Raw genomic sequence first — 19,048 nt, forward strand, 5'->3', positions numbered from 1 at the left:
CTTAAGAAGATATTTTCAGTCTATTTATCGGTAATAACATCCGCAATAGGATGGCGACAGTTTATTCATTCCTTGCCGACTGATGAGGGCCGCCCGATGTTACTCCCCGCCAGAACACCTTCCCAATACGCCAGCGCCCTGGCCGCGCTTTCTGTCTTTATGGCGGCCTTGCTGCTGCCGTTAAGTTTTACCGGCGGCGTCATGACCACCCCCGCGATACAGCAGTCGCTGGGCGGCTCTCCCGCTGCGCTGTCGTGGCTGACCAATGGCTTTATGTTGACCTTCGGCAGCTTTTTGCTGGCCGCAGGGGTGACGGCGGATGCCATCGACAGAAAACGTATTTTTATCGCCGGCGCCGCGCTGTTTTGCCTGAGCAGCCTGCTGTTTTGTCTGACGCACAATCTCTTCCTGTCAGGCGTGTTGAGGGCGCTGCAGGGCCTGGCCGCGGCGATGATTTTAGCCAGCGGCAGTGCGGCGCTGGCCCAGCTGTATGATGGCGCCCAGCGGACGCGGGCATTCAGCATCCTGGGCACGTTGTTCGGCGCCGGCCTGGCGTTCGGCCCGCTGCTGATCGGCTTCATGACCGACGCGGTGGGCTGGCGCGGGGTATACGCCCTGTTTGCGCTGCTCTCGGTGATGGTTCTGCTTATCGGTCTGGCGTATCTGCCGGTGGCAGAAAAAAGCGAGCCGCGGACACCCGACAACCTCGGCTTACTCCTGTTTACGCTGGCCCTGATGCTGTTTACTGCATCGCTTATGGTCATTCCGGCCCGCGGCTTTTTATCGCTGACCACGCTGGCCTTGTTCATCGCGTCCGCGGGACTGTTCGTGGCGTTTGCCGTGCGCTGCCAGAGGGTGAGCAACCCGGTGCTGGAACTCTCCCTGCTGCGCCATCCGCGTTTTGTCGGCGTACTGTTGCTGCCTGTCGCCACCTGCTGTTGCTACGTGGTCCTGCTGATTGTTGTTCCACTGCATTTTATGGGCGGAGAGGGGATGAGTGAGTCGCAGAGCGCGCTATATCTGATGGCGCTGACCGCGCCGATGCTGATTTTCCCATCCGTTGCGGCCCTGCTCACCCGCTGGTTTTCACCGGGGCGGGTATCCACGGGAGGGCTGATGATGGCCTCCGTCGGGTTGTTGTTGCTGGGCGATGCTTTTCACAGTAACCATCTTTCGCAATTGGTGCTGGCGCTGATCCTCTGTGGGGCGGGGGCGGCGCTTCCCTGGGGGCTGATGGATGGCCTGGCGATATCCGCTGTGCCGGTGGCGAAAGCCGGTATGGCGGCAGGCCTGTTCAACACCGTTCGCGTTGCCGGCGAGGGGATCGCCCTGGCGATAGTCTCTGCGGTATTAACGGCAAGCAATACCCTGACCCTGCAGAGTCGCGTTCACGGGTATGCCCCCGAGGTGATTCACCGCGCCGCAGGCTGGCTGGGAGCCGGCAATATGCCGCAGGCGGCTGCGCTTTTGCCTGACTTTTCCCTCCGGGCGCTGCGCGAGAGCTATGACTCTGCTTATACGCTACTGTTTAGCGGGCTGGCGGTCGTCACCCTGCTGTGCGCCCTGATGGTCTGGCGGACGCTATGCCGGAAAGGGAGCGCTATCCAAACCCGCAACAGCGGATCCTGAACCCCCTTGATAGCCTTACATCTGGGCGTATCTATCGCCACGATCGGAACCCACCTTAGCGCCCTGTACCAGAAAACCCATACTCGACATCAGGCAGAGCTCCTGCTGATTCTCCGCGTAATCGACGGCGAATGGTTTCGCTCGGTCAGGAATGATGGTCGCGCAGGAAAACGGTCAGCACATCTTTCGGCGGCACGCCGCCGCATTCGCCAATCATCCAGCCCACCGCGCCGCGGTGATAGGCGCCGTGAAAGAGCATGTGGTTCAGCATCTCCATCGCGGTCATATTGCCGTCGCCGCCGTCGACAAATTTGAAGGCGATACGTTCGTGGAAATCGGCGGGGGTCATGGCGCTGACGTACTGAATGTATTTGTCCGTACAGGCGGTCATGGCCGTTTCCAGCTCATCAACGGTTGGCGTCTCAGGGGTATTCAGCGCGGTGTAGCCGTGCGGCCTGCCGCGCAGATTCGCCCGGAAAATCATATCAACGACATGGATATGGTTCATCAGCCTGATGGTCAGGTGACGCTTTCCGCCATGTACTGTTCCGTCAATCGCGCGGATCGCCTGTAAGGTGGCAAGGTCAATCCAGCGCTTGTATTTCAACAGCGTTACTACTGTGTCTTTGTCCATAGTCGGTCCCGGGTTGGTTGAACCGTTATCATACTGGTTATGCCGGTGAGCCGTCACTCACCGGCATCAGGCACAAAAAAGCCTCGCCGAGGCGAGGCTTTTCAATAAGCAGATGATTTAGTCAAACACACCGTTAATCACGGCGGTGACGATCGCGGTGCTCAGGGCCACCAGCACCAGATCATCGCCGACCGCCCGCCATTCATAGCCCGGATAATAGGGCAGGTCGTTAATCATAGAAGCTGGCAGGGTCTTTTTGGCGATCCCCGGAGGGAGCGGTTTGCCGCGAGCGACATTTTTGGCGATACCCGGCGGCAGCGCCTGATAGCCGACCAGACCGTAGTTTACGGCAAGGGAGCGCGCCCGTGAGAAGCTAATATCGCTGTCGACGTGGTCGGGCTTGCCGTAGTTTTTCCGTTTGCCGTGATCTTCAGTGGACTGGCCTTTATTTTGCCCTTTATTGCCATGGTCGCCACTGTTACCGTTGTTACCATGATTGCCGCTATTGCCATGGTTACCACTGTTCCCGTGATTACCACCGCCGTTGCCATTGCCATTACCCGGGTTGGCATACGCTGGCGCGGCCATGACGGCAAGGGAAATAACCGCCGCCAGTGCTGTTTTGAGAGTGCGACGCTTAAGCATGATGTTGATACCTTAACAGGGAGTACACGCTTAAAAAATAAGATAAAGCTATACCCCAGGCAATCTCATGTTGTCTTATTTTTTTGCCCTTATTTAATTAGCGGCGGGAAAAGGGTAGCGGGACGCGGACGAGCAATTCCATTGCTGCGTTTTGACAGACGGGCGACCGCGCCCCGCTAAATATCTTGCCGGGAGGATCGCTCCCGGGCGTGGAGAAAAAATGCCCGAAGCCATTGGGCAAAAGAGTACAAAGATGTTCCGCTTCATTTATCGCGCGTCTCACAAGACGGGGCGGATAGTAAATCCTGGCGCTGCCGCGCACAATCGGTCGGTTGTTTAGAAATAAATAACCCCATTGACCGCGCTCAGGATGCGACCCAATGACAGGCGACCCGATGGCCCGGGGCCACCTCGCGCAGCGCCGGAGGCTCTCTGCGGCAACGTTCGCTGGCCAGCGGGCAGCGGGATGAAAAGCGGCAGCCGGCGGGGGGATTGGCCGGATCCGGGATCTCGCCTTGCACCAGCGCCTGCGGTTCGCTGTGCGGGTCGAGGGTCGGCACCGCAGCCATCAGGGCGCGGGTGTAGGGATGGAGGGGGCGGCTGAACAGCGCATCGCGGCTGGCGCTTTCCACCAGTTGCCCGAGATACATCACCGCCACATCGTCACATAAATGCTCCACCACCCCGAGGTCGTGGGAGATAAACAGAAACGTGACGCCGCGGTTGTCGCGCAGGTCGGAAAACAAATTGATGATCTGCGCCTGAATCGACACATCAAGGGCCGAGATGGGTTCATCGGCGACGATAAAATCCGGGTTGAGGATCAGCGCCCGGGCAATACCGATCCGCTGACGCTGGCCGCCGGAAAACTGATGCGGGAAGCGGGCATAGTGTTCCGGCGCCAGGCCGCAGATCTTCATCACGTCGATCACCCGGTCATATAGCTCATTGCGGGCGCACAGTTTGTGCTGCAGCATGGCTTCGCCAATCGCGTCGCCAATACGCAGCTGCGGGTTCAGCGAGCTATAGGGGTCCTGAAACACCAGCTGCATCCTGGGCCGGATAGCGCGCAGGGCAGGCGCGGTCAGGTCTGCCAGCTCCTGACCGTGAAATTTCACGCTGCCGGCGCTCTTCTCGTACAGGCCAAGCAGGGTCCGGCCGACGGTGGTTTTACCGCTGCCGGACTCGCCCACCAGGCCAAAAATGGTGCCCGGACGGATATTAAAGCTGACGCCGTCCACCGCGCGAAGCTCGCCGGTCTGCTGACCAAACAGGCCGTCGCGTAGCGGAAAATATTTTTTCAATCCATCCACTTCAATGACATAGCGTTCGCTCATGCTGTCACCTCCGCAAATTCGCTATAAAAGCAGGCGGCACGTTGGCGGTCGCCGAGCAGCGGCGGAATCGCCTCCCGGCAGCGCGCCGTCGCCCGCTCGCAGCGCCCGGCAAAGGCGCAGCCCGCCGGCAGGGCGGCCAGATCCGGCACCTGGCCGGGAATTGAGTACAGCCGCCGACGCCGCTCACCGGGCACCGGTCGGGAGGCGATCAGCCCCCGCGTGTAGGGATGCTGAGGATGCCGTAGCACTTCCGCGGTGGCGCCTTGTTCCACAATTCGTCCGGCATACATCACCACCACCTGCTCGGCCATCTGCGCGATCACCCCCAGGTCGTGGGTAATCAGCATCATCGCCATCTGGCTGGCCCGGGCCCGATCCCGCAGCAGGCGTAGGATCTGCGCCTGCACGGTCACGTCGAGCGCGGTGGTGGGTTCGTCGGCGATCAGCAGTTTGGGCCGACAGCTCAGCGCCATGGCGATCATCACCCGCTGCAGCATGCCGCCGAAAAGCTGGTGAGGATAGCGGGTCATCAGGCTGTCCCCGCGCGCCAGGCCGACCTCGCTTAACAGCTGGATGGCCTGATGCCAGGCGGCTTTCGGCGTGGCGCCGAGGTGGCGGATCGGCGGTTCGCACAGCTGCTCCCCGATGGTCAACACCGGGTTGAGGGCCGACATCGGTTCCTGAAAAATCATTGCCAGCTGGTGACCGCGCAGATCGGCCATCTGTCTGGCTTTCAGCCGCAGCAGATCGCGGTCCGCGAAGCGGATCTCGCCGCCGTCGATGCGCGCCGTCTGCGGCGGCAGGAGGCCCATCAGCGCCATGGCGGTGACGCTTTTGCCGCAGCCGGATTCACCCACCACGCCAACGGTTTGCCCGGCCTGAATGGTGAAAGAGACCTCCTGCACCGCGCGCACGCGAGAGCGTTCGCCGGCGAAAGAGACGGAGAGATGATTAAAGGAGACTAACGGCGTGGTCATTTCAGCCTCGGTTTCATGTTGGGATCCATGGCATCGCGCAGGCCATCGCCCAGCACGTTGATGGCGATCACGGTGATAAAGATGGCGATGCCCGGCGGCATCCACAGCCAGGGGCGACGCTGGAAATCGATCAGACTGTTAGCGGCATCCATCATATTGCCCCACGACGGCGTCGGCGGCACCACGCCGAGGCCGAGATAGCTCAGCGCGGATTCACTGAGAATGGCGTTGGCGACGGCCATGGTCGCCATCACCACCAGAATCGGAATGGTATTCGGCAGCAGGTGGCCAAACAGCCGGCGACGCGCCGACAGGCCCAGCACCTGGGTGGCCAGCATAAAATCGCGTTCGCGCAGGGAGAGACATTGCCCGCGCACCAGCCGCGCCAGTCGGGGCCACTCCAGCAGGCTGAGCATCACCACCACCATATAAATGCGCGAGTCCGGCGAAAAATCGAGCTCGGAAAGCATCGCCCCGGCGACGATCAATAGCGGTAACCCAGGGATAGTCATCACCAGGTCGGCCACGCGCATGATCAGTTTGTCGGTTAACCCGCCGACGTAACCCGAGAGGGCGCCGAGCAGGTAGCCGAGGCACACCGACATCACCATGGTCAGCAGGCCGATAACCAGCGAGATGCGCCCGGCCAGCAGCAGGCGGGTGTAGACATCGCGACCGAGGAAATCGGTCCCCAGCCAGTGTTCCGCCCCGGGCGGCTGGTTGATGCTCAGGGCGTCGGTGGCATCATCACTCCACGGCGACCAGACGGGCCCCAGCACGCACCACACCGCCATCACCGCCAGCAGGATCAAGCAGAACATGGCCAGCCGGTTACGGCGCAGCTGTCGCCACCCCTGGCGCCAGGGAGAGGGGGTAATGTGCGCCAGCGCCGGGATAGCCGCCTGCCGCTGGCGGCGACGGGAAGCTAAGTAAGACAGGATCATCATGACCTCACCCGAATACGCGGATCGGCCCAGGCGTACAGCACGTCGGCGAGCAGATTCCCGACGATCGTCAGCACCGCCAGAAACAGGGTAAACCCCATCAGTACCGGATAGTCGCGGGCGGCCAGCGAGTCGATATGAATGTGGCCCGCCCCCGGCCAGTTGAATACCTTTTCGGTAATGATCGCCCCGGAGAACAGCCCCGGCAGCTCGAAGCCCAGCAGGGTGATAATCGGCAGCAGGGCGTTGCGCAGGGCATGTTTGAGGATCACCGTGCGCTCCTGCAACCCCTTGGCGCGGGCGGTACGGATAAAATCCATTTTCACCACGTCGAGCATACTGGCGCGCACATAGCGCGTCAGGCTGCCCGCCTGCAGCATCACCAGCGCCAGCACCGGCAGCGCCAGATGGGCAGCCACCTGCAGCACATACTGCCAGCCGCTCTCGTCGCTGCCGGTATTGGTCATCCCGCCTACCGGCAGCCAGTGGAGATCGACGGCGAACCATTTAATCAGCAGCAGGCAGAGGAAAAAGGTGGGGAACGACATGGCGGCAAACACCGCGACGCTCACCAGATGATCAAACCAGGAGCCAGGGCGCAGGGCAGAAACCACGCCCACCGCCAGGCCGATGCCCCAGTAAAAGACCAGCGCGACGCTGGCCAGCAGAAAAGAGTTCCAGATGTACTGGTTGAGCAACTGGCTGACCGGGATCTGATACTGCAGCGAAAAGCCTAAATCACCGCGCAGCAACTGTCCCAGCCAGTGGAGGTAGCGGGTCAACAGCGGCTGGTCGAGGCCGTAGATCGCCTTCAGCTCCGCGGCGCGGGCAGCGGTCAGGGTGATATTGCCATCGATAAAGTCGCCGGGGGTTTTGGCAAACAGCAAAAAAATAATGAAGGAGGCCAGCAGCAGCATCGGCAGCGTTTGCAGCAGGCGCCTCAGGATGAAATTTCTCATGACGGTCTCACATCAGCCGCCGGTTAACCCGGCGGCCAGGGATTTATTTGACGATTTTTACATCCGGCAGGCTGCCGGTCAGGCCGTTGTAGATATCCGGCTTAAAGCCGCTGACGCGGGCGCTGCTGGCGGAAAGGATCTCGCGATAGCCGAGCAGGATCACCGGCGGATCGTCGGCCAGCACTTTATACAGCTGGTGGTAGATCGGCTTGCGCTGTTCGATGTCGAGCACCGCGTTGCCGGCGTTAATCAGCTTATCGACTTCCGCGTTATGGTAGCCGGACTCTTTAGCTTCGCTGCTGTAGAAATCCCATACCCCGTCGTGCGGGTCGTTGAGGGTGCTGGTGCTGAACGAGGCCAAATCGTAATTTCCGGCTTTGCGCTGCGCCATCAGGGCGTTGAAATCCACCACCTGCGGCTTCAGCAGCACGCCAATCTGCCGCCAGTTCTCCTTGGCGATGGGGATCAGCGCATCGTTGAGCACCTTCTTGCTCACCAGCAGGGTCAGCTCCAGGCGCTGGCCGTCTTTGGCGCGGATACCGTCGGCGCCTGGTTTCCAGCCGGCCTCATCCAGCAGCTTTTTGGCCTGTGCCGGATCGTAAGGGTAAGGGTTGACGCCTTCAGCGTTAAAGGCCCAGGAGATCGGCGCGATCGGTTCGATGGCGACTTTGCCGTATCCCTGATAGACCACGTCGATCAGCTTCTGCCTATCCAGGCCGTAAATCAGCGCCTGGCGCACCCGCTTATCCTGTAGCGCCGGGCGATGCACGTTGAATTCCACCTGGCTGTAGTCGCTGGAGCCGTAAAGATTAATATTGGCGAAGCCGAGCATCTTCAGTTGCTCAATATCGTCGGGGCGCGAGGTAAAGGCGTCGTAGTCGGTCTCCCCGGTCTGGAACAGCTGGAAGTTGGTGGACGGATTGGTCACGCGATAGATAAAGCGCGGCGTTGGCGGCGTCCCACGGTAAAAATGGCTATTGGCATGGAAGCGTATTTCCTGACCGGGAATATATTTGTCGTACACGTAAGGGCCGTTGCCCAGCGGCTTGCCGTGCAGTGAGCGCAGATAGTCGAGATTCCCCCGCTGATACCCTTTGCCGTACCAGGCTTTCGACAGTACAGGCCCGCCAATTTTGGCCAGCGTGGTGGCGCCTGGCTGCGTGGTGGTCACCTGCAGGGTGAGCGGGTCGATGACCTTCAGGCCGCTGACGCTGTCAGCCTTGCCGGCTTTGTAGTCCGTCCCGCCGGCGATATTGGCCAGGGTGATGTCGGTATCGCCATCATATTTGGGGTCGAGCAGGACCGTCAGGGTAAAGGCGACATCTTCCGCCGTCAGCGGTGAGCCGTCGCTAAAGGTGAGACCAGGGCGCAATTTGATGGTATAGACTTTGTTATCCGGGCTGACCGTCCAGCTCTCCGCCAGTCCCGGGACCAGCTTACCCTGACTGTCCCAGTCGATCAGGCGTGAAAAAATGACGTTAGTTACGTTCTCATCCCAGCCGTTGACGAAAAAGTAGGGGTTAAAGATCCCCTGCGGCTCGGAGATCCCGGCCACCACCGTGTCTTTCCGCAGTTTGGCGCTGGCCGGGATCTGGCTGGCGTCAGTGGCCGGGGTGATACCTTCTTTCAGGAGACCCTCAGCAAAGACAGCAGAAGAAAATGCTACCACGCCGCCGAGCAGGGCCACTTTTAGCGCCAGGGCGAAGCGGGTTTGTCTGGTTTTTAATCCTTGTTGTAATCTGGACAAAAGTGCTACCTCATCAAATGATTGCGTGGTTATTTACAATTCATGACGAAAGATAAGAGGCGCACTTCGCCCTGTCTAACACTGAAACGCTATGATTTATAACTAATTATCCTTAGCAAAGGATCGGCAATATAATCCCATTCTATGGCTATGAAGCAGTGTTTTCCGCTGTCTGATGATGGTTGGTCAGCATGCTGTCTGCGACCCAGCTTTTCAATCGCGAGGTTCTGAACAGGCGTCACACCTGCGGTATTCGCCGGCTGAAAGGGAACGATGATAGTGGCCCCGTACCGACCGCCGTGCAGGGAGTAAGGCTCCCTGGCGGTCAGTTCCGGGCAGACGTTAACGCTCCTTCGCCGCTGAGGGAAGCAGGGAGGGTGCGGTTTCGGTTAGCGGCAACCAGAGCCGCTCGGGGTCATTAAATCCCTCTTCGACAAGGGCATAAAAGCGGCTGGCGTGGAGACCATCGACGAAGGCATGGTTAAACCGCCCGGCCACCGGGATAACGCCATTCTGCAATTTTCCCCAGGTGAGCGCGGGGACCGCCGCGCCGACGGCATATTCCGCATGGGTCATCGAGGTGAAGTGGAGCCATGGCAGACAGCTGGCGCAGATAAAATGCTCGCCATCGACGATGAGCGGCGCCGGGGATGTCTCTCTTGCCGCGACAATCTTCGGCGTGGCCGCGGCGCTGAAGGCGGTGAACTCGGGGGCATTGTCGCACCACACCTGACGGAATCCCTCTCCGACGGTCATCACCGGCGTCATTACTGCCAGACTGTCATATTCAATCACCTCATCGTTCCGCACTCGCTGGCGTAGCTGCGGTACCCCGTTGGCCGCGCGCAGCAGGGCATAGAGCGCGAGCTGAAAAAACGAGACCCGACGGTCCTTCGCACATTCGTACAGGCGCTGCGCCGCTATCGGCACGCAGAGATTAAAGCTGGGGTTGGCGAATTGGCGGTAAAAAGTGAAATGGTCCCGGCGGGGCCAGGATGCGGTGTCGATAATCCGGTAATGTGCCATGGATGCCTCCTGAATACTGGCGTTCTGCTGACTATGCGACGATTTCGATCAGGTTGCCATCGGGATCGGCGATCACCGCCTCATAATAGCCGTCGCCGGTGGTGCGCGGCGGCGAAATCAGTATTCCGGCGGCCCCGGCGCGTTGGGCGATGGCATCGACCTGTTCCGCCCCGCCCACCGAGAGGGCCAGATGCGCCCAGCCGGTATGGTTATTATCCGCGCTGGCCTGCTGCAGGCCAGGCTTGGTCATCAGCTCTATCACCACCTCATCGTCGATAGTAACGAAATAGGAGGCAAAGCCGGGGTTGGTCTGGCTAAGGTATTTTTCATTGATGCTGGCGGCAAAGAAGTCCACCCAGAAGCGGGCCTGGACGTCGAGCTGTTGGGTCCACAGGGCGAAATGGGCAATTTTCATGGTAAACCTCCGGGCAGGAACGTTGACAACCAGAGCAGGGCAGACGATCATGCTTGTTACTGCTCGCTTCTGATTATTTAAGGATTGTGTTATGCTCGATTATGCTGCTTTCCCTCAACAGCGACAAGCGCTGATTTGCCAGATCCTGCAGGAAAACGGCAGAGTGGTGTGCGCGGAGCTGGCGGCGCGTCTTCAGGTGTCGGAGCATACCATCCGCCGCGATCTGCATGAGCTCAGCCGCGAGGGATTCTGTAAAAAGGTGTATGGCGGGGCGGTGCTGAGTCTGCCGGAAGCGGGGGATTACAGTGAGCGGAAAGATAAAAACCGCGCGATAAAGCTCAGGATCGCGCAACAGTGTGCCCGGCTGGTGAAGCCCGGCGGCACTATTTTCATTGATACCGGGACCACCAATCTGGCGATGGCCGAGGCGCTGCCCACCGAGCTGGCGCTGACGGTGGTAACGAACTCGCCGGAGATCGCCGCGGTACTGGTGAAAAAACCGTTGTATGACGTGGTGATGCTTGGCGGCCAGGTACAGCGCGCGAGCGGCGGTTGCGTCGGCGCCGCGGCGGTGGCTCAGGTGCAGGGCATGTTATTCGACCAGGGGTTTATCGGCGGCTGCGCGATGGCGCCAGAGTCGGGCCTGACCGGCTTTGACTATGCCGACTGCGAGTTCAAGAAAGCGGTCATTAAACAGTGCAGCGAAATTATTGTTGGTCTGACTTCGGATAAAATTCCGGCAGCAGCGCGGTTTGTGGTGGCCGCCAGCAGCGATATCGATGTGCTGGTGGTGGAAGAGAATATCAGTCGCGAATATCGCGTTGCCTTTCAGCAGCACGATATTCGCATCTATACCGTGTAACCCGCTAGCGGGTGAGGGAGGTGGCGATAAGCCGCAGGCCCAGCGCCCCCAGCACCGTCGCGGTGGCGATGTCGATCCGCCGCTTCAGCCGCAGGTAGACGCGGCGCGGGCGGTCGGCAGACAGCACCAGCGCCACCAGCGAATACCAGCTTACGTCGATCAGAAAGCTCATCAGCGGCACGATGTAATAGAAGGCGGTGGGGATCTGCGCCGGCAGCAGGGCGGTAAAAATTGAGGCGAACACCAGCGCCGTTTTGGGATTGCTGAGCTGAGTATACAGCCCGTCGCGGAAGGTCTTCAGCAAAGAGCGGTTGCCGGCCATCCCGCTGGCGGAAAAGTCCATCGGCTGCGCCGACCCGCGAAAAATTTTATAGCCCAGCCACAGCAGATAGAGCCCGCCCGCCACCTTCAAACCAATAAACAGCTCCGGCACCGCGGTGAGCACCTTCTGCAGGCCCAGCATCGCCATAATGGAGAAAATGGCCGCACCGGCGCCGGTACCGAGGGCGGTCACCATACCGTGCAGACGCGAGCGAGCGACGGCATTGCGCGCGACAAAGATAAAGCTTGGGCCGGGACTGATCACGCCCATGATCAGCACCGCGGCAATGGCCATCAGGCTGGATAGGAACATAGCGACTCCTGTTATGTCCGCCGCAGGCAGGCGGTCGGTAACGTGTGGACGGTTGGAGCAGACAGAGTAGCAAACTGGTTCAGGAAAGCACGTCAAAAAGGTGTGTATTAGACGGGGAGAAGCAGGCGTTGGCGGCGCGCGTTTTCTGCGCAACTGTTTGAATAACGATTCCCATTCTTGTCATCGATGGTAAACTGAATAACTGTGATCTTTGTCATACCGTAATAACTACAGAGAAGAGACACTGCTATGCAACATATCATTGAGGGCTTCCTCAACTTCCAGAAAGAGATCTTCCCCCAGCGTAAAGAACTCTTCCGCAGCCTGGCCTCCAGCCAGAATCCCAAAGCGCTTTTCATCTCCTGTTCTGACAGCCGTCTGGTGCCGGAACTGGTTACCCAGCAGGAGCCGGGACAGCTCTTTGTCATTCGTAATGCCGGGAATATCGTGCCGTCTTTCGGGCCGGAGCCGGGCGGCGTTTCCGCGACCATCGAATATGCCGTGGTTGCGCTGGGCGTGACGGATATCGTGATCTGCGGTCATTCCAACTGCGGCGCGATGAAAGCGATCGCCACCTGTCAGTGCCTTGAGCCGATGCCGGCGGTGTCTCACTGGCTACGCTATGCCGATGCCGCGAAAGCGGTGGTGGAAAAGAAAACCTGGGCTAGCGAAACCGATAAGGTCAACGGCATGGTGCAGGAAAACGTCATCGCCCAACTGAATAACATCAAGACCCATCCTTCGGTGGCGGTTGGTCTGCGCGACCATACCCTGCGCCTGCATGGCTGGTTCTACGACATCGAAACCGGCGATATTCAGGCGCTGGATAAAAACACGAAATCCTTTGTTTCGCTGTCGGAAAATCCGGACGTCTTTTTCGAATAAAGTCTTTCCAGGGCACGGAGGCCCTGCAAACCCTCACCACGCCACGCAAATTTTGCCAAAATGGGCGCCGCTTTGCAGACAGCGGAAGGCCTCCGACTGATTCGCGGCGACAGACCTCTCCGCTTTACGCCGACAAGCCGCAGATAATCCGGCCAATCGGGTATTTATTGCTATCAGGCTCTTTTTGTGCTGAGAGTCAGTATTGTCCGGGATCCGGCGAATGCCGCATGGACCTGCCGGGAAATGTCAGGCAGGGGGAAAAACTAAAGCGCCGTCCAGGCGGCGCTTTAGGAAACGTTTAGGGGCAAGGGTTTATTTGCTCAGTTCAGCCGTCATATGAACACGGTTGTTAAACTGGGCGCTGGTAATTTTATAGGATGCACCCTGTTCTGCGGCCTGGGCGGCAATTTTAGCTTCCGCGCGGTCCAGCGTGGAGGCAGTGGCGCTGACGCTCTGAGCAAAGCTGGCAGCAGAGAACAGAGACAGCGCAGAAACAGCAACGAAAGTTTTGATGAATTTCATGGTCGTATTCCTTAATTTGGTGTCTGATAAAGGGCCTGTTGCCCTGATGTGATAAAGAATACGCTTGATTGCTGGAGCCTAAAATCAAAACAATTTGCGAAACTATTTCAAATAATATGAATGATTTTCCGCCAGCCTCGAGGTTGCGCGCGGCGGCAGGGTTGCATTAGCTGCTGTGGTCAGGCATCGGAGGTCGGCAGACAGGCGACTAAAAGAGAGCCTGTCGGTCATGAAATGATGAAAATGGCTATGACTGACCAGGCGGAAATTCTCTTTAATCCTTTCCAGGCCGTTATAGACCCGCTTGCGATTAATCCCCAGCGTAGCGGCCATTTGATGAACCGACTGACCCTTCATGGTGGCATCAATCATCCGCATCTCCAGGCGGTTGAGCGGGGCTCGTTGACGGAAAGAAACGCTCTGACGTTGGTGACGCGGCACGAGTGGCCAGCGGCGCTCGGCCAGGCAGCGCAGAAGGCGGCTCACTTCACGTACCGCTTCGCGCTGGCTGACCCACAGTAGGGTATCCGCGAAAAAGGCGCGTCCGCGCCTTACGTTGCCGGCTGACGTAAAGCCAATGACCAGGCCCTGAAAGTGCTGAGCGATTTCAGCGGCAGCCAGGTAATCATGATAGTTTTCCAGTGACAAAATAATCACATCCAGCCCGGACAGTTCTGGAAGATGGCTGAGGGGCAGGGAGTGAATAACCTTTAATTCGGGCGCTGTTTTCTGAATATCCCGAAAACACTGGGCGATACCGATATTAAAATAAATATTATTGCTGTGAATTAAAATATTCAACGAATAAACCCTGTTGCTGGCGATGTAAACGGCGCGGGGAGGGGATTAGCTGCGTACCAGAAGCTTATTCATATCAGCAGGCGAAGTGTTTATATAATTCATCATCCCCGGCGGTTTGTATGAATAAATTTCGGCTACGTAAACGTTATTAATATAATACCCCGCGCACTTAACGCGGATGATTAACGCGCTCTCCACGCCAGCCTGGTGTAAGCGAGACTTTAAGCTCTGAATAACCTGCCATAGGCGCTGCGCGGAAGGGCGGAGATTATTTTTTTCCCAAACGTTAATCATTAACTCTTCATCGCTGACCAGACGTTCTCTGCCGTGCGCCAGCAGGTACTCCAGTAAACAGGCCATGGTGCTGCGTAGCTGGACTTGCGTCCGTGTCCCGCGCAGCGTGATAATTTCCCGATGATGCAGGCAGTAGAAAATATTATCCGCTAACTTATAGCCAAGTAGTTTATAGCCTTTAGTCATCCACAACTCCCTGACAAATCCTCTTCTTGCCGGTGCAGAGTACCTGCCCGCTGCTGACTGACCAAGTGAATTTTATCAGTTAGAATAATCAAAACAAATAACCACACAGCCATACATAACTAGAATAAAAATCTGATAATATCGCTTGATTCTGTTGTATTATGCGGTATAGGAAAAGTCTTAATCAGGCGACTGGCGAAGGTAAGCGCTTGAAAATATAGGTGGCATCGAAAAATAAATGCACTTAAATTGATTTGGATCAATTTAAGCTATTTCAGAGGGCGATGACCATTTACATTCTAAAACAAAGATTGAAATAACTTCCGTTACGCGGTGATACGCTAATTCTGAACTTGTGGAACTACCCAGGGAATGGTTCATTACTTTTCAGGAGCGTTTTTATGGTCATTGCAACTCGTAAGCCTCTGTGCAACAAACGCTGGTCGGCCAGCCCGGCCTCCCAGGATCTTCAGTTGACTCAGCTACGTCACCCATGGATCGCCACCAAAGCCAGCTGCAAAAGTAAAAAAGGCTGGAAGAGCCGCGGTTAACGGCTCGTCCAATTTCCCGGACAAAACGCCCCGGTCGTGCTCATGCCGCGACCGGGGTTTTACTGTGGTCATTGTTCTGCTCAACGATCATACCGAGCGCAGACAATAGCCAGAGGCGGTGTTCTCCACTCTGGCGAATCCCGGCAGGCCAAGATGCATACCGGCAATCAACCACCGTTCGCTGGCGGCCTGGCGCAGCAGGATCTCCCTGGTACGCCGGGCCTGTTCAGGATCGACGTCGAAGGCGACCGAGGCTTCTGGCCGCGCAGACTGAATGGACGGGAAATGGACGATATCCCCCCAGATCAGCAGCGAGGTATCGCCCGCTTCGAGACGATACCCGGTATGCCCGGGCGTATGGCCGGGCAGAGGGCACGGGCGGATCCCGGCGATCACCTCCTCATCATCAACCCCGCTGATTTGCGCCGCGCAGTTCGCCAGTACACGGCGAACAAGCAGCACGTTGCGCCGACCGCGATCGCTGGCGTTGTCGAACGTGGATGTTGCCAGCCAGTAAGCGCTTTCCCGCGTAGGCAGGAACACCGTGGCGTTGGGATACGCTGGCGTACCAGCGGCGGACAGCAGGCCGCCGATATGGTCCGGATGGGCGTGGGTGAGAAGGATGGCGTCGATCTCCTCAGGACCAACGCCGAGCCGCGCCAGATTGGCGATAAGTTCGCCGCCAACGCCATTGGCTCCGCCGGTGCCGGTATCCACCAGCACCGTATTCCCGCGACCGCGGATCAGATAGGCGCCAATCGCAATGGTCTCCGGCGAGGCTAATCCTGAATGCCGCTGCAGATGCTCCGCCTCCTCCCGCGAGATACCCGAGAGTAAGGACAGCGGCGCTGACATCAGACCATCACTCACGGCAGTCACCGTCAGGTCGCCAGCGGTCAACGTATAAAAGGGAGCAGGTGACATGGCGACCTCACGCGCGCTGCGCCGGGTTGCGTAACCGGGCGGTGATGGGCTGATAGATAAAGACGGCGGCAGTCGTGGCCAGGTGATGCAGGTTGTCCCGTGGGAGGATGGCGGCATACCGGGTTTGTTCGGTCGCCAGGCCGCCTGGCTGCAGGTGTATCGGCGCAGCGACGGGCAAGTCCTCCGCGGTATCGCCCAGCAGCAGCACTTCATCCGGGGCAACCTCCCGCAGCGTATTATTCGTTAGATAGAGGTGGCGATGCCAGTCGGCGATCGCCGATTGCCAGCGGGCAAAATGGCCGCCGCCGTTGCGGCGGTAGGCGTCGCTGTCGATGACGGTAGCATCGTGGATATCGTGCAGCGCCAGGTAGCAGGGGCAGCCCTCGCTGAGAGCGCGGAAGCGCTGGGAGGCGTAGAAACCGGGCACAGAGACCAGCGCCGGTAGTTTTTCCTGATTGTAAAAGGTATTCCACGCCGCTTCGCTTTGGGGATCGGTGTAGGCGCATTCGACGACATAGAGCATAGTGACCTCGATGAACAGATGATGTGCGCACAAGGCGCTTTAGTGAGTTTTCATCATCCTATCGGCTAAAAATGGCGCTGAAAAACGATGTTAATTCAAGGCGTAGTGATATTCTGTCACTGACTTTCGGTGAGCCTGCACAAGGAGCATTGGCTATGCGTCGTAAAATCCCCAGCAGCGCTGCGCTACTGGCTTTTGAGGCCGCGGCTCGTCACGGCAACTTTGCCCGCGCGGCGGCTGAGCTCGCGTTAACGGAAGGGGCCATCAGCCGGCAGATTGCCCGTCTGGAAGCGCTCCTCGACAGTAAACTCTTTGACAGGACGGGGAGCCGGGTGCGGCTCAATCCGGCAGGCGCCCGCTATGCTCGTCAGGTCCGCGAGATCCTCGCTCGCCTGGAACGGGACACCCATGACGTCAGCGGGATGCCCGTCGATGGCCGCAGCCTGGAGATCGCCGTGCTCCCCACCTTCGCCAGCCGCTGGTTAATTCCCCGGCTCGGGCGCTTTGCGGCGCAGCATCCGCATATCGTGGTCAATATCGCCGCCCGCAGCGATCCCTTCATTCTGCCGGGAAGCGGATTTGATGCCGCCATCCATTTTGAACACCCGGCGTGGACCGGAATGGAGGTGACGTTTTTATTTGCGGAGTATTTGCTGCCGGTCTGCCATGCTGCGCTGCTGACGGATGACGATCTTCCGGGGCTGCTTAACCGGCTAACGCGCATTCACCGGCGGCAAAACCCGGACGCCTGGCTGCACTATGCCCGCGAGTGCGGTCTGGCGCTGGATAACCCCGCCCAGGGGCCGCGCTACGATCTGCATGAGATGGCGATCGCCGCGGTACTAAGTCAGCAGGGAGTGGCCCTGGTGCCGAAGATGTATGTGGAAAGCGAGCTGAGCGCCGGAACGCTGGTTGCCCCGTGGCCGGGCTCCCCGACGCTGGCTAAGCGCTTCTGCTTGATCAAACCCGGCGGCGGGGAGGGGGAGCCAGCGCTGCAGATGTTTGAGCGCTGGCTGCAGACGGAGATTGCGGCAGGTTAAGTCAGAGCTGGCCGGGAGACATTTAGCGCCGCCCATGGTTTCCTCCCTGTTGTACCGCGCGCTCGCTTTTTTACGCCAGGGAATAGTTTTCAGTATGGAATATTGTTGTTGCGAAGCCACCGCTTCTGCCCTGCGTCCAGACAGCTTCCTTCTCTCGCATGACAAAATATTATCAGTTTATTTGTTTTATTCTGTTTATCGTCTTTTTCAGCATTACGCAGTCACTCCCGATCTGAACCGAGATTCCGCTGAATTCAAACTGAATATACTCCGGCAGTACGCGGATACGAACGGGATTTTCTTGTGCATGTATTGCTGAGCGACTGCTATTCCGGGCGTTAAATAAAAGATCACCGTTCTGCCTTACCCAGTGCGCTTTGGGTTCCTGTAGGGAGACAGCGACGGGCGGTAGCGTTCGCGAAAGCAGGCGGGTGCGATAGCGCGGCCAGTGGGTGGCGAAGGGTAACGAATGGAGGTCGTAATGATGAATTTTAACGCCAGAAAAGATGGAGTGAAGCGATGAGGAACAGGCTGATAAACGATGCAACCAGTTTGGTAAAGCTACCGCCGAGGCAGTCACGCTACCGGATGGTTGTTCACCGGGGGGGCGCAATATCGACAGCCTGCTGAATCAGCAACTGTTAACCCATATGGCGGCAGGACCGAAGCCGCAGCACCTGACGTGGAGCGGGATGAGGAAGAGGGGAACGCCTCAAGAGGAGTGTCCGCTTTTTTTGCAGGAAGTCTTGCCGGATTATTATTATCCGTTGGAGCTGAAACATCCAGAGCAATATACACGTCCCGATATCTGAAGCGCAGAAATCCGGTACTGCATGATAAACTGCAAAATCTGCGAGATCTGGATCTTCTGTATTTTCATGTTGAGGATATTGTAAAACCTTTCGAAACAGCGTGTATGGTCAGTGATAAGAATCCAGCAGAATTTAACAAAATATGTGAATATTTCTTTGGTGGATTATGAATATAAAACGAACATTACTCATCCTGCTTTCCCGTGTTATCAGAGGGGCTGGGATGGGATTAGGTGCTTCAGGTATCGCGCTGGCTGGCTGGCTGGTTCTTTTTTTTCTCAGTAAATGAATATAAATTTCTCTGGGGTTTACTTTCAGTTATGGGATTCCTGGTGGGGTATCTGATATATCGATTTGCATATGCATATATTTATGATGAATGGAATGATTATCATTAAGAAATTAAACGGCGTGGTCTGTTGATCGATTTTTGATGCTCATTAAAAGGGTTGGCTTCCTTAGCACTCATGTGGACTAGTATGGACTATGCAAGGAAAACGCTTTGCCAATACACAACATTTTAATGTCAGCAATACCAACGGGGAGCAGGTGATAAAATTCAGGAATTACAGAAGGAAAAATGATTGGTGCGTCTGAATGGACTCGAACCATCGACCCCCACCATGTCAAGGTGGTGCTCTAACCAACTGAGCTACAGACGCATTATGGTGCGTTTAATTGGACTCGAACCAACGACCCCC

The 19,048-nt window shown here is 57.8% G+C and carries 20 protein-coding genes, 2 tRNA genes and 3 pseudogenes (1 of these 25 cut by a window edge); 8 read left to right on the plus strand and 17 right to left on the minus strand.

All coding sequences use genetic code 11. The features are described 5' to 3' along the window. Window positions 1-96 precede the first annotated feature (96 nt). Together KHQ23_RS16880 and KHQ23_RS16885 are read left to right on the plus strand one after the other, a co-directional pair. Window positions 97-1,629: an MFS transporter gene (locus KHQ23_RS16880; RefSeq protein WP_211776861.1), complete on the plus strand. Its 1,533-nt coding sequence runs from the start codon at window positions 97-99 to the stop codon at window positions 1,627-1,629. A gap of 13 nt (window positions 1,630-1,642) precedes the next feature. After that, window positions 1,643-1,738, plus strand: a pseudogene (locus KHQ23_RS16885) (transcriptional regulator); the annotation flags it as partial. A 36-nt stretch (window positions 1,739-1,774) separates the two neighbouring features. Here the strand turns inward: KHQ23_RS16885 and KHQ23_RS16890 are convergent. From KHQ23_RS16890 to KHQ23_RS16930, 9 genes are all read right to left on the minus strand, one after another. Then, window positions 1,775-2,263, minus strand: coding sequence for a DinB family protein (locus tag KHQ23_RS16890; RefSeq protein ID WP_032434661.1), 489 nt, complete (start codon window positions 2,261-2,263; stop codon window positions 1,775-1,777). Window positions 2,264-2,380: 117 nt separating this feature from the next. Then, complete coding sequence (locus KHQ23_RS16895; protein WP_002907918.1) at window positions 2,381-2,908, minus strand: anti-virulence regulator CigR family protein; 528 nt, start codon at window positions 2,906-2,908, stop codon at window positions 2,381-2,383. A gap of 365 nt (window positions 2,909-3,273) precedes the next feature. Beyond that, on the minus strand, window positions 3,274-4,245 hold the full coding sequence (locus KHQ23_RS16900) for an ABC transporter ATP-binding protein (RefSeq protein ID WP_032434659.1): 972 nt from the start codon (window positions 4,243-4,245) through the stop codon (window positions 3,274-3,276). Then, window positions 4,242-5,222, minus strand: a complete 981-nt coding sequence (locus tag KHQ23_RS16905; RefSeq protein ID WP_211776860.1) for an ABC transporter ATP-binding protein — start codon at window positions 5,220-5,222, stop codon at window positions 4,242-4,244. The genes KHQ23_RS16900 and KHQ23_RS16905 overlap by 4 nt, the downstream gene beginning before the upstream one ends. Continuing rightward, window positions 5,219-6,169, minus strand: a complete 951-nt coding sequence (gene opp4C / locus KHQ23_RS16910) for an oligopeptide ABC transporter permease (RefSeq protein ID WP_019704305.1) — start codon at window positions 6,167-6,169, stop codon at window positions 5,219-5,221. The genes KHQ23_RS16905 and opp4C overlap by 4 nt, the downstream gene beginning before the upstream one ends. Continuing rightward, the gene (locus tag KHQ23_RS16915; RefSeq protein ID WP_004175825.1) at window positions 6,166-7,125 is read right to left on the minus strand and encodes an ABC transporter permease; all 960 of its coding nucleotides are present in this window, start codon (window positions 7,123-7,125) and stop codon (window positions 6,166-6,168) included. The genes opp4C and KHQ23_RS16915 overlap by 4 nt, the downstream gene beginning before the upstream one ends. 43 nt (window positions 7,126-7,168) lie before the next feature. Beyond that, window positions 7,169-8,872: an ABC transporter substrate-binding protein gene (locus KHQ23_RS16920; RefSeq protein ID WP_032434657.1), complete on the minus strand. Its 1,704-nt coding sequence runs from the start codon at window positions 8,870-8,872 to the stop codon at window positions 7,169-7,171. Window positions 8,873-9,214: 342 nt separating this feature from the next. Then, on the minus strand, window positions 9,215-9,898 hold the full coding sequence (locus tag KHQ23_RS16925) for a CatA-like O-acetyltransferase, family 1 (RefSeq protein ID WP_032434656.1): 684 nt from the start codon (window positions 9,896-9,898) through the stop codon (window positions 9,215-9,217). Window positions 9,899-9,929: 31 nt separating this feature from the next. Then, window positions 9,930-10,313, minus strand: coding sequence for a glyoxalase/bleomycin resistance/extradiol dioxygenase family protein (locus KHQ23_RS16930; protein ID WP_004175834.1), 384 nt, complete (start codon window positions 10,311-10,313; stop codon window positions 9,930-9,932). A 91-nt stretch (window positions 10,314-10,404) separates the two neighbouring features. On the opposite strand from KHQ23_RS16930, the gene KHQ23_RS16935 reads away from it, so the two are divergent. Then, complete coding sequence (locus tag KHQ23_RS16935; protein ID WP_004184291.1) at window positions 10,405-11,175, plus strand: DeoR/GlpR family DNA-binding transcription regulator; 771 nt, start codon at window positions 10,405-10,407, stop codon at window positions 11,173-11,175. Window positions 11,176-11,179: 4 nt separating this feature from the next. Here the strand turns inward: KHQ23_RS16935 and KHQ23_RS16940 are convergent, their stop codons facing one another. Then, window positions 11,180-11,809 (minus strand): LysE family translocator, encoded by a 630-nt coding sequence (locus KHQ23_RS16940; RefSeq protein ID WP_002907812.1) that lies wholly within the window; start codon window positions 11,807-11,809, stop codon window positions 11,180-11,182. A 249-nt stretch (window positions 11,810-12,058) separates the two neighbouring features. Between KHQ23_RS16940 and KHQ23_RS16945 the strand changes: the two genes are divergently transcribed. After that, window positions 12,059-12,694 (plus strand): carbonic anhydrase, encoded by a 636-nt coding sequence (locus KHQ23_RS16945; RefSeq protein WP_002907811.1) that lies wholly within the window; start codon window positions 12,059-12,061, stop codon window positions 12,692-12,694. 312 nt (window positions 12,695-13,006) lie between these two features. Here the strand turns inward: KHQ23_RS16945 and KHQ23_RS16950 are convergent, their stop codons facing one another. The 3 genes from KHQ23_RS16950 to KHQ23_RS16960 all read right to left on the minus strand — a co-directional run bounded on the left by KHQ23_RS16950 (window position 13,007) and on the right by KHQ23_RS16960 (window position 14,497). Continuing rightward, complete coding sequence (locus tag KHQ23_RS16950; RefSeq protein ID WP_032434654.1) at window positions 13,007-13,216, minus strand: YdgH/BhsA/McbA-like domain containing protein; 210 nt, start codon at window positions 13,214-13,216, stop codon at window positions 13,007-13,009. Between the two features lie 102 nt (window positions 13,217-13,318). Further along, entirely contained in the window at window positions 13,319-14,017 is a 699-nt protein-coding gene (locus KHQ23_RS16955) for a hypothetical protein (protein WP_032434653.1), read from the minus strand. Window positions 14,018-14,062: 45 nt separating this feature from the next. Next, a complete protein-coding gene (locus KHQ23_RS16960) occupies window positions 14,063-14,497 on the minus strand; it encodes a winged helix-turn-helix domain-containing protein (protein WP_004143863.1) in 435 nt (144 codons plus the stop codon). Window positions 14,498-14,898: 401 nt separating this feature from the next. On the opposite strand from KHQ23_RS16960, the gene KHQ23_RS16965 reads away from it, so the two are divergent. Then, window positions 14,899-15,048, plus strand: coding sequence for a hypothetical protein (locus KHQ23_RS16965; RefSeq protein WP_023301857.1), 150 nt, complete (start codon window positions 14,899-14,901; stop codon window positions 15,046-15,048). Window positions 15,049-15,135: 87 nt separating this feature from the next. Here KHQ23_RS16965 and KHQ23_RS16970 read toward each other — a convergent pair whose 3' ends face one another. Together KHQ23_RS16970 and KHQ23_RS16975 are read right to left on the minus strand one after the other, a co-directional pair. Then, window positions 15,136-15,972, minus strand: coding sequence for an MBL fold metallo-hydrolase (locus KHQ23_RS16970; RefSeq protein WP_004180178.1), 837 nt, complete (start codon window positions 15,970-15,972; stop codon window positions 15,136-15,138). A gap of 7 nt (window positions 15,973-15,979) precedes the next feature. Then, entirely contained in the window at window positions 15,980-16,495 is a 516-nt protein-coding gene (locus tag KHQ23_RS16975; protein WP_014907478.1) for a DUF4286 family protein, read from the minus strand. Between the two features lie 155 nt (window positions 16,496-16,650). Here KHQ23_RS16975 and KHQ23_RS16980 point away from each other — a divergent pair, with 155 nt between their 5' ends. The 3 genes and pseudogenes from KHQ23_RS16980 to KHQ23_RS26545 form a co-directional block, all read left to right on the plus strand. Then, the gene (locus KHQ23_RS16980) at window positions 16,651-17,535 is read left to right on the plus strand and encodes a LysR substrate-binding domain-containing protein (protein WP_002907799.1); all 885 of its coding nucleotides are present in this window, start codon (window positions 16,651-16,653) and stop codon (window positions 17,533-17,535) included. Window positions 17,536-18,095: 560 nt separating this feature from the next. Then, window positions 18,096-18,218, plus strand: a pseudogene (locus KHQ23_RS26640) (hypothetical protein); the annotation flags it as partial. Window positions 18,219-18,247: 29 nt separating this feature from the next. Next, a pseudogene (locus tag KHQ23_RS26545) lies at window positions 18,248-18,517 on the plus strand (hypothetical protein); the annotation flags it as partial. A gap of 415 nt (window positions 18,518-18,932) precedes the next feature. Here KHQ23_RS26545 and KHQ23_RS16990 read toward each other — a convergent pair. Beyond that, window positions 18,933-19,009, minus strand: a tRNA-Val gene (locus KHQ23_RS16990). Window positions 19,010-19,013: 4 nt separating this feature from the next. After that, window positions 19,014-19,048, minus strand: a tRNA-OTHER gene (locus KHQ23_RS16995) (it continues 69 nt past the right edge of the window).

The sequence above is a fragment of the Klebsiella sp. 64 genome, assembly GCF_018223915.1.
In the GTDB taxonomy this organism is placed as follows: Bacteria; Pseudomonadota; Gammaproteobacteria; order Enterobacterales; family Enterobacteriaceae; genus Klebsiella; species Klebsiella pneumoniae.

What these genes read in the sequence shown, in the direction of transcription:
- KHQ23_RS16900 (WP_032434659.1), bottom strand. Translation starts at nt 4,245, where the DNA reads ATGAGCGAACGCTATGTCATTGAAGTGGATGGATTGAAAAAATATTTT.
- opp4C (WP_019704305.1), bottom strand. Translation starts at nt 6,169, where the DNA reads ATGATGATCCTGTCTTACTTAGCTTCCCGTCGCCGCCAGCGGCAGGCG.
- KHQ23_RS16930 (WP_004175834.1), bottom strand. Translation starts at nt 10,313, where the DNA reads ATGAAAATTGCCCATTTCGCCCTGTGGACCCAACAGCTCGACGTCCAG.
- KHQ23_RS16880 (WP_211776861.1), top strand. Translation starts at nt 97, where the DNA reads ATGTTACTCCCCGCCAGAACACCTTCCCAATACGCCAGCGCCCTGGCC.
- KHQ23_RS16965 (WP_023301857.1), top strand. Translation starts at nt 14,899, where the DNA reads ATGGTCATTGCAACTCGTAAGCCTCTGTGCAACAAACGCTGGTCGGCC.
- KHQ23_RS16905 (WP_211776860.1), bottom strand. Translation starts at nt 5,222, where the DNA reads ATGACCACGCCGTTAGTCTCCTTTAATCATCTCTCCGTCTCTTTCGCC.
- KHQ23_RS16970 (WP_004180178.1), bottom strand. Translation starts at nt 15,972, where the DNA reads ATGTCACCTGCTCCCTTTTATACGTTGACCGCTGGCGACCTGACGGTG.
- KHQ23_RS16975 (WP_014907478.1), bottom strand. Translation starts at nt 16,495, where the DNA reads ATGCTCTATGTCGTCGAATGCGCCTACACCGATCCCCAAAGCGAAGCG.
- KHQ23_RS16980 (WP_002907799.1), top strand. Translation starts at nt 16,651, where the DNA reads ATGCGTCGTAAAATCCCCAGCAGCGCTGCGCTACTGGCTTTTGAGGCC.
- KHQ23_RS16960 (WP_004143863.1), bottom strand. Translation starts at nt 14,497, where the DNA reads ATGACTAAAGGCTATAAACTACTTGGCTATAAGTTAGCGGATAATATT.
- KHQ23_RS16895 (WP_002907918.1), bottom strand. Translation starts at nt 2,908, where the DNA reads ATGCTTAAGCGTCGCACTCTCAAAACAGCACTGGCGGCGGTTATTTCC.
- KHQ23_RS16915 (WP_004175825.1), bottom strand. Translation starts at nt 7,125, where the DNA reads ATGAGAAATTTCATCCTGAGGCGCCTGCTGCAAACGCTGCCGATGCTG.
- KHQ23_RS16925 (WP_032434656.1), bottom strand. Translation starts at nt 9,898, where the DNA reads ATGGCACATTACCGGATTATCGACACCGCATCCTGGCCCCGCCGGGAC.
- KHQ23_RS16950 (WP_032434654.1), bottom strand. Translation starts at nt 13,216, where the DNA reads ATGAAATTCATCAAAACTTTCGTTGCTGTTTCTGCGCTGTCTCTGTTC.
- KHQ23_RS16935 (WP_004184291.1), top strand. Translation starts at nt 10,405, where the DNA reads ATGCTCGATTATGCTGCTTTCCCTCAACAGCGACAAGCGCTGATTTGC.
- KHQ23_RS16945 (WP_002907811.1), top strand. Translation starts at nt 12,059, where the DNA reads ATGCAACATATCATTGAGGGCTTCCTCAACTTCCAGAAAGAGATCTTC.
- KHQ23_RS16940 (WP_002907812.1), bottom strand. Translation starts at nt 11,809, where the DNA reads ATGTTCCTATCCAGCCTGATGGCCATTGCCGCGGTGCTGATCATGGGC.
- KHQ23_RS16890 (WP_032434661.1), bottom strand. Translation starts at nt 2,263, where the DNA reads ATGGACAAAGACACAGTAGTAACGCTGTTGAAATACAAGCGCTGGATT.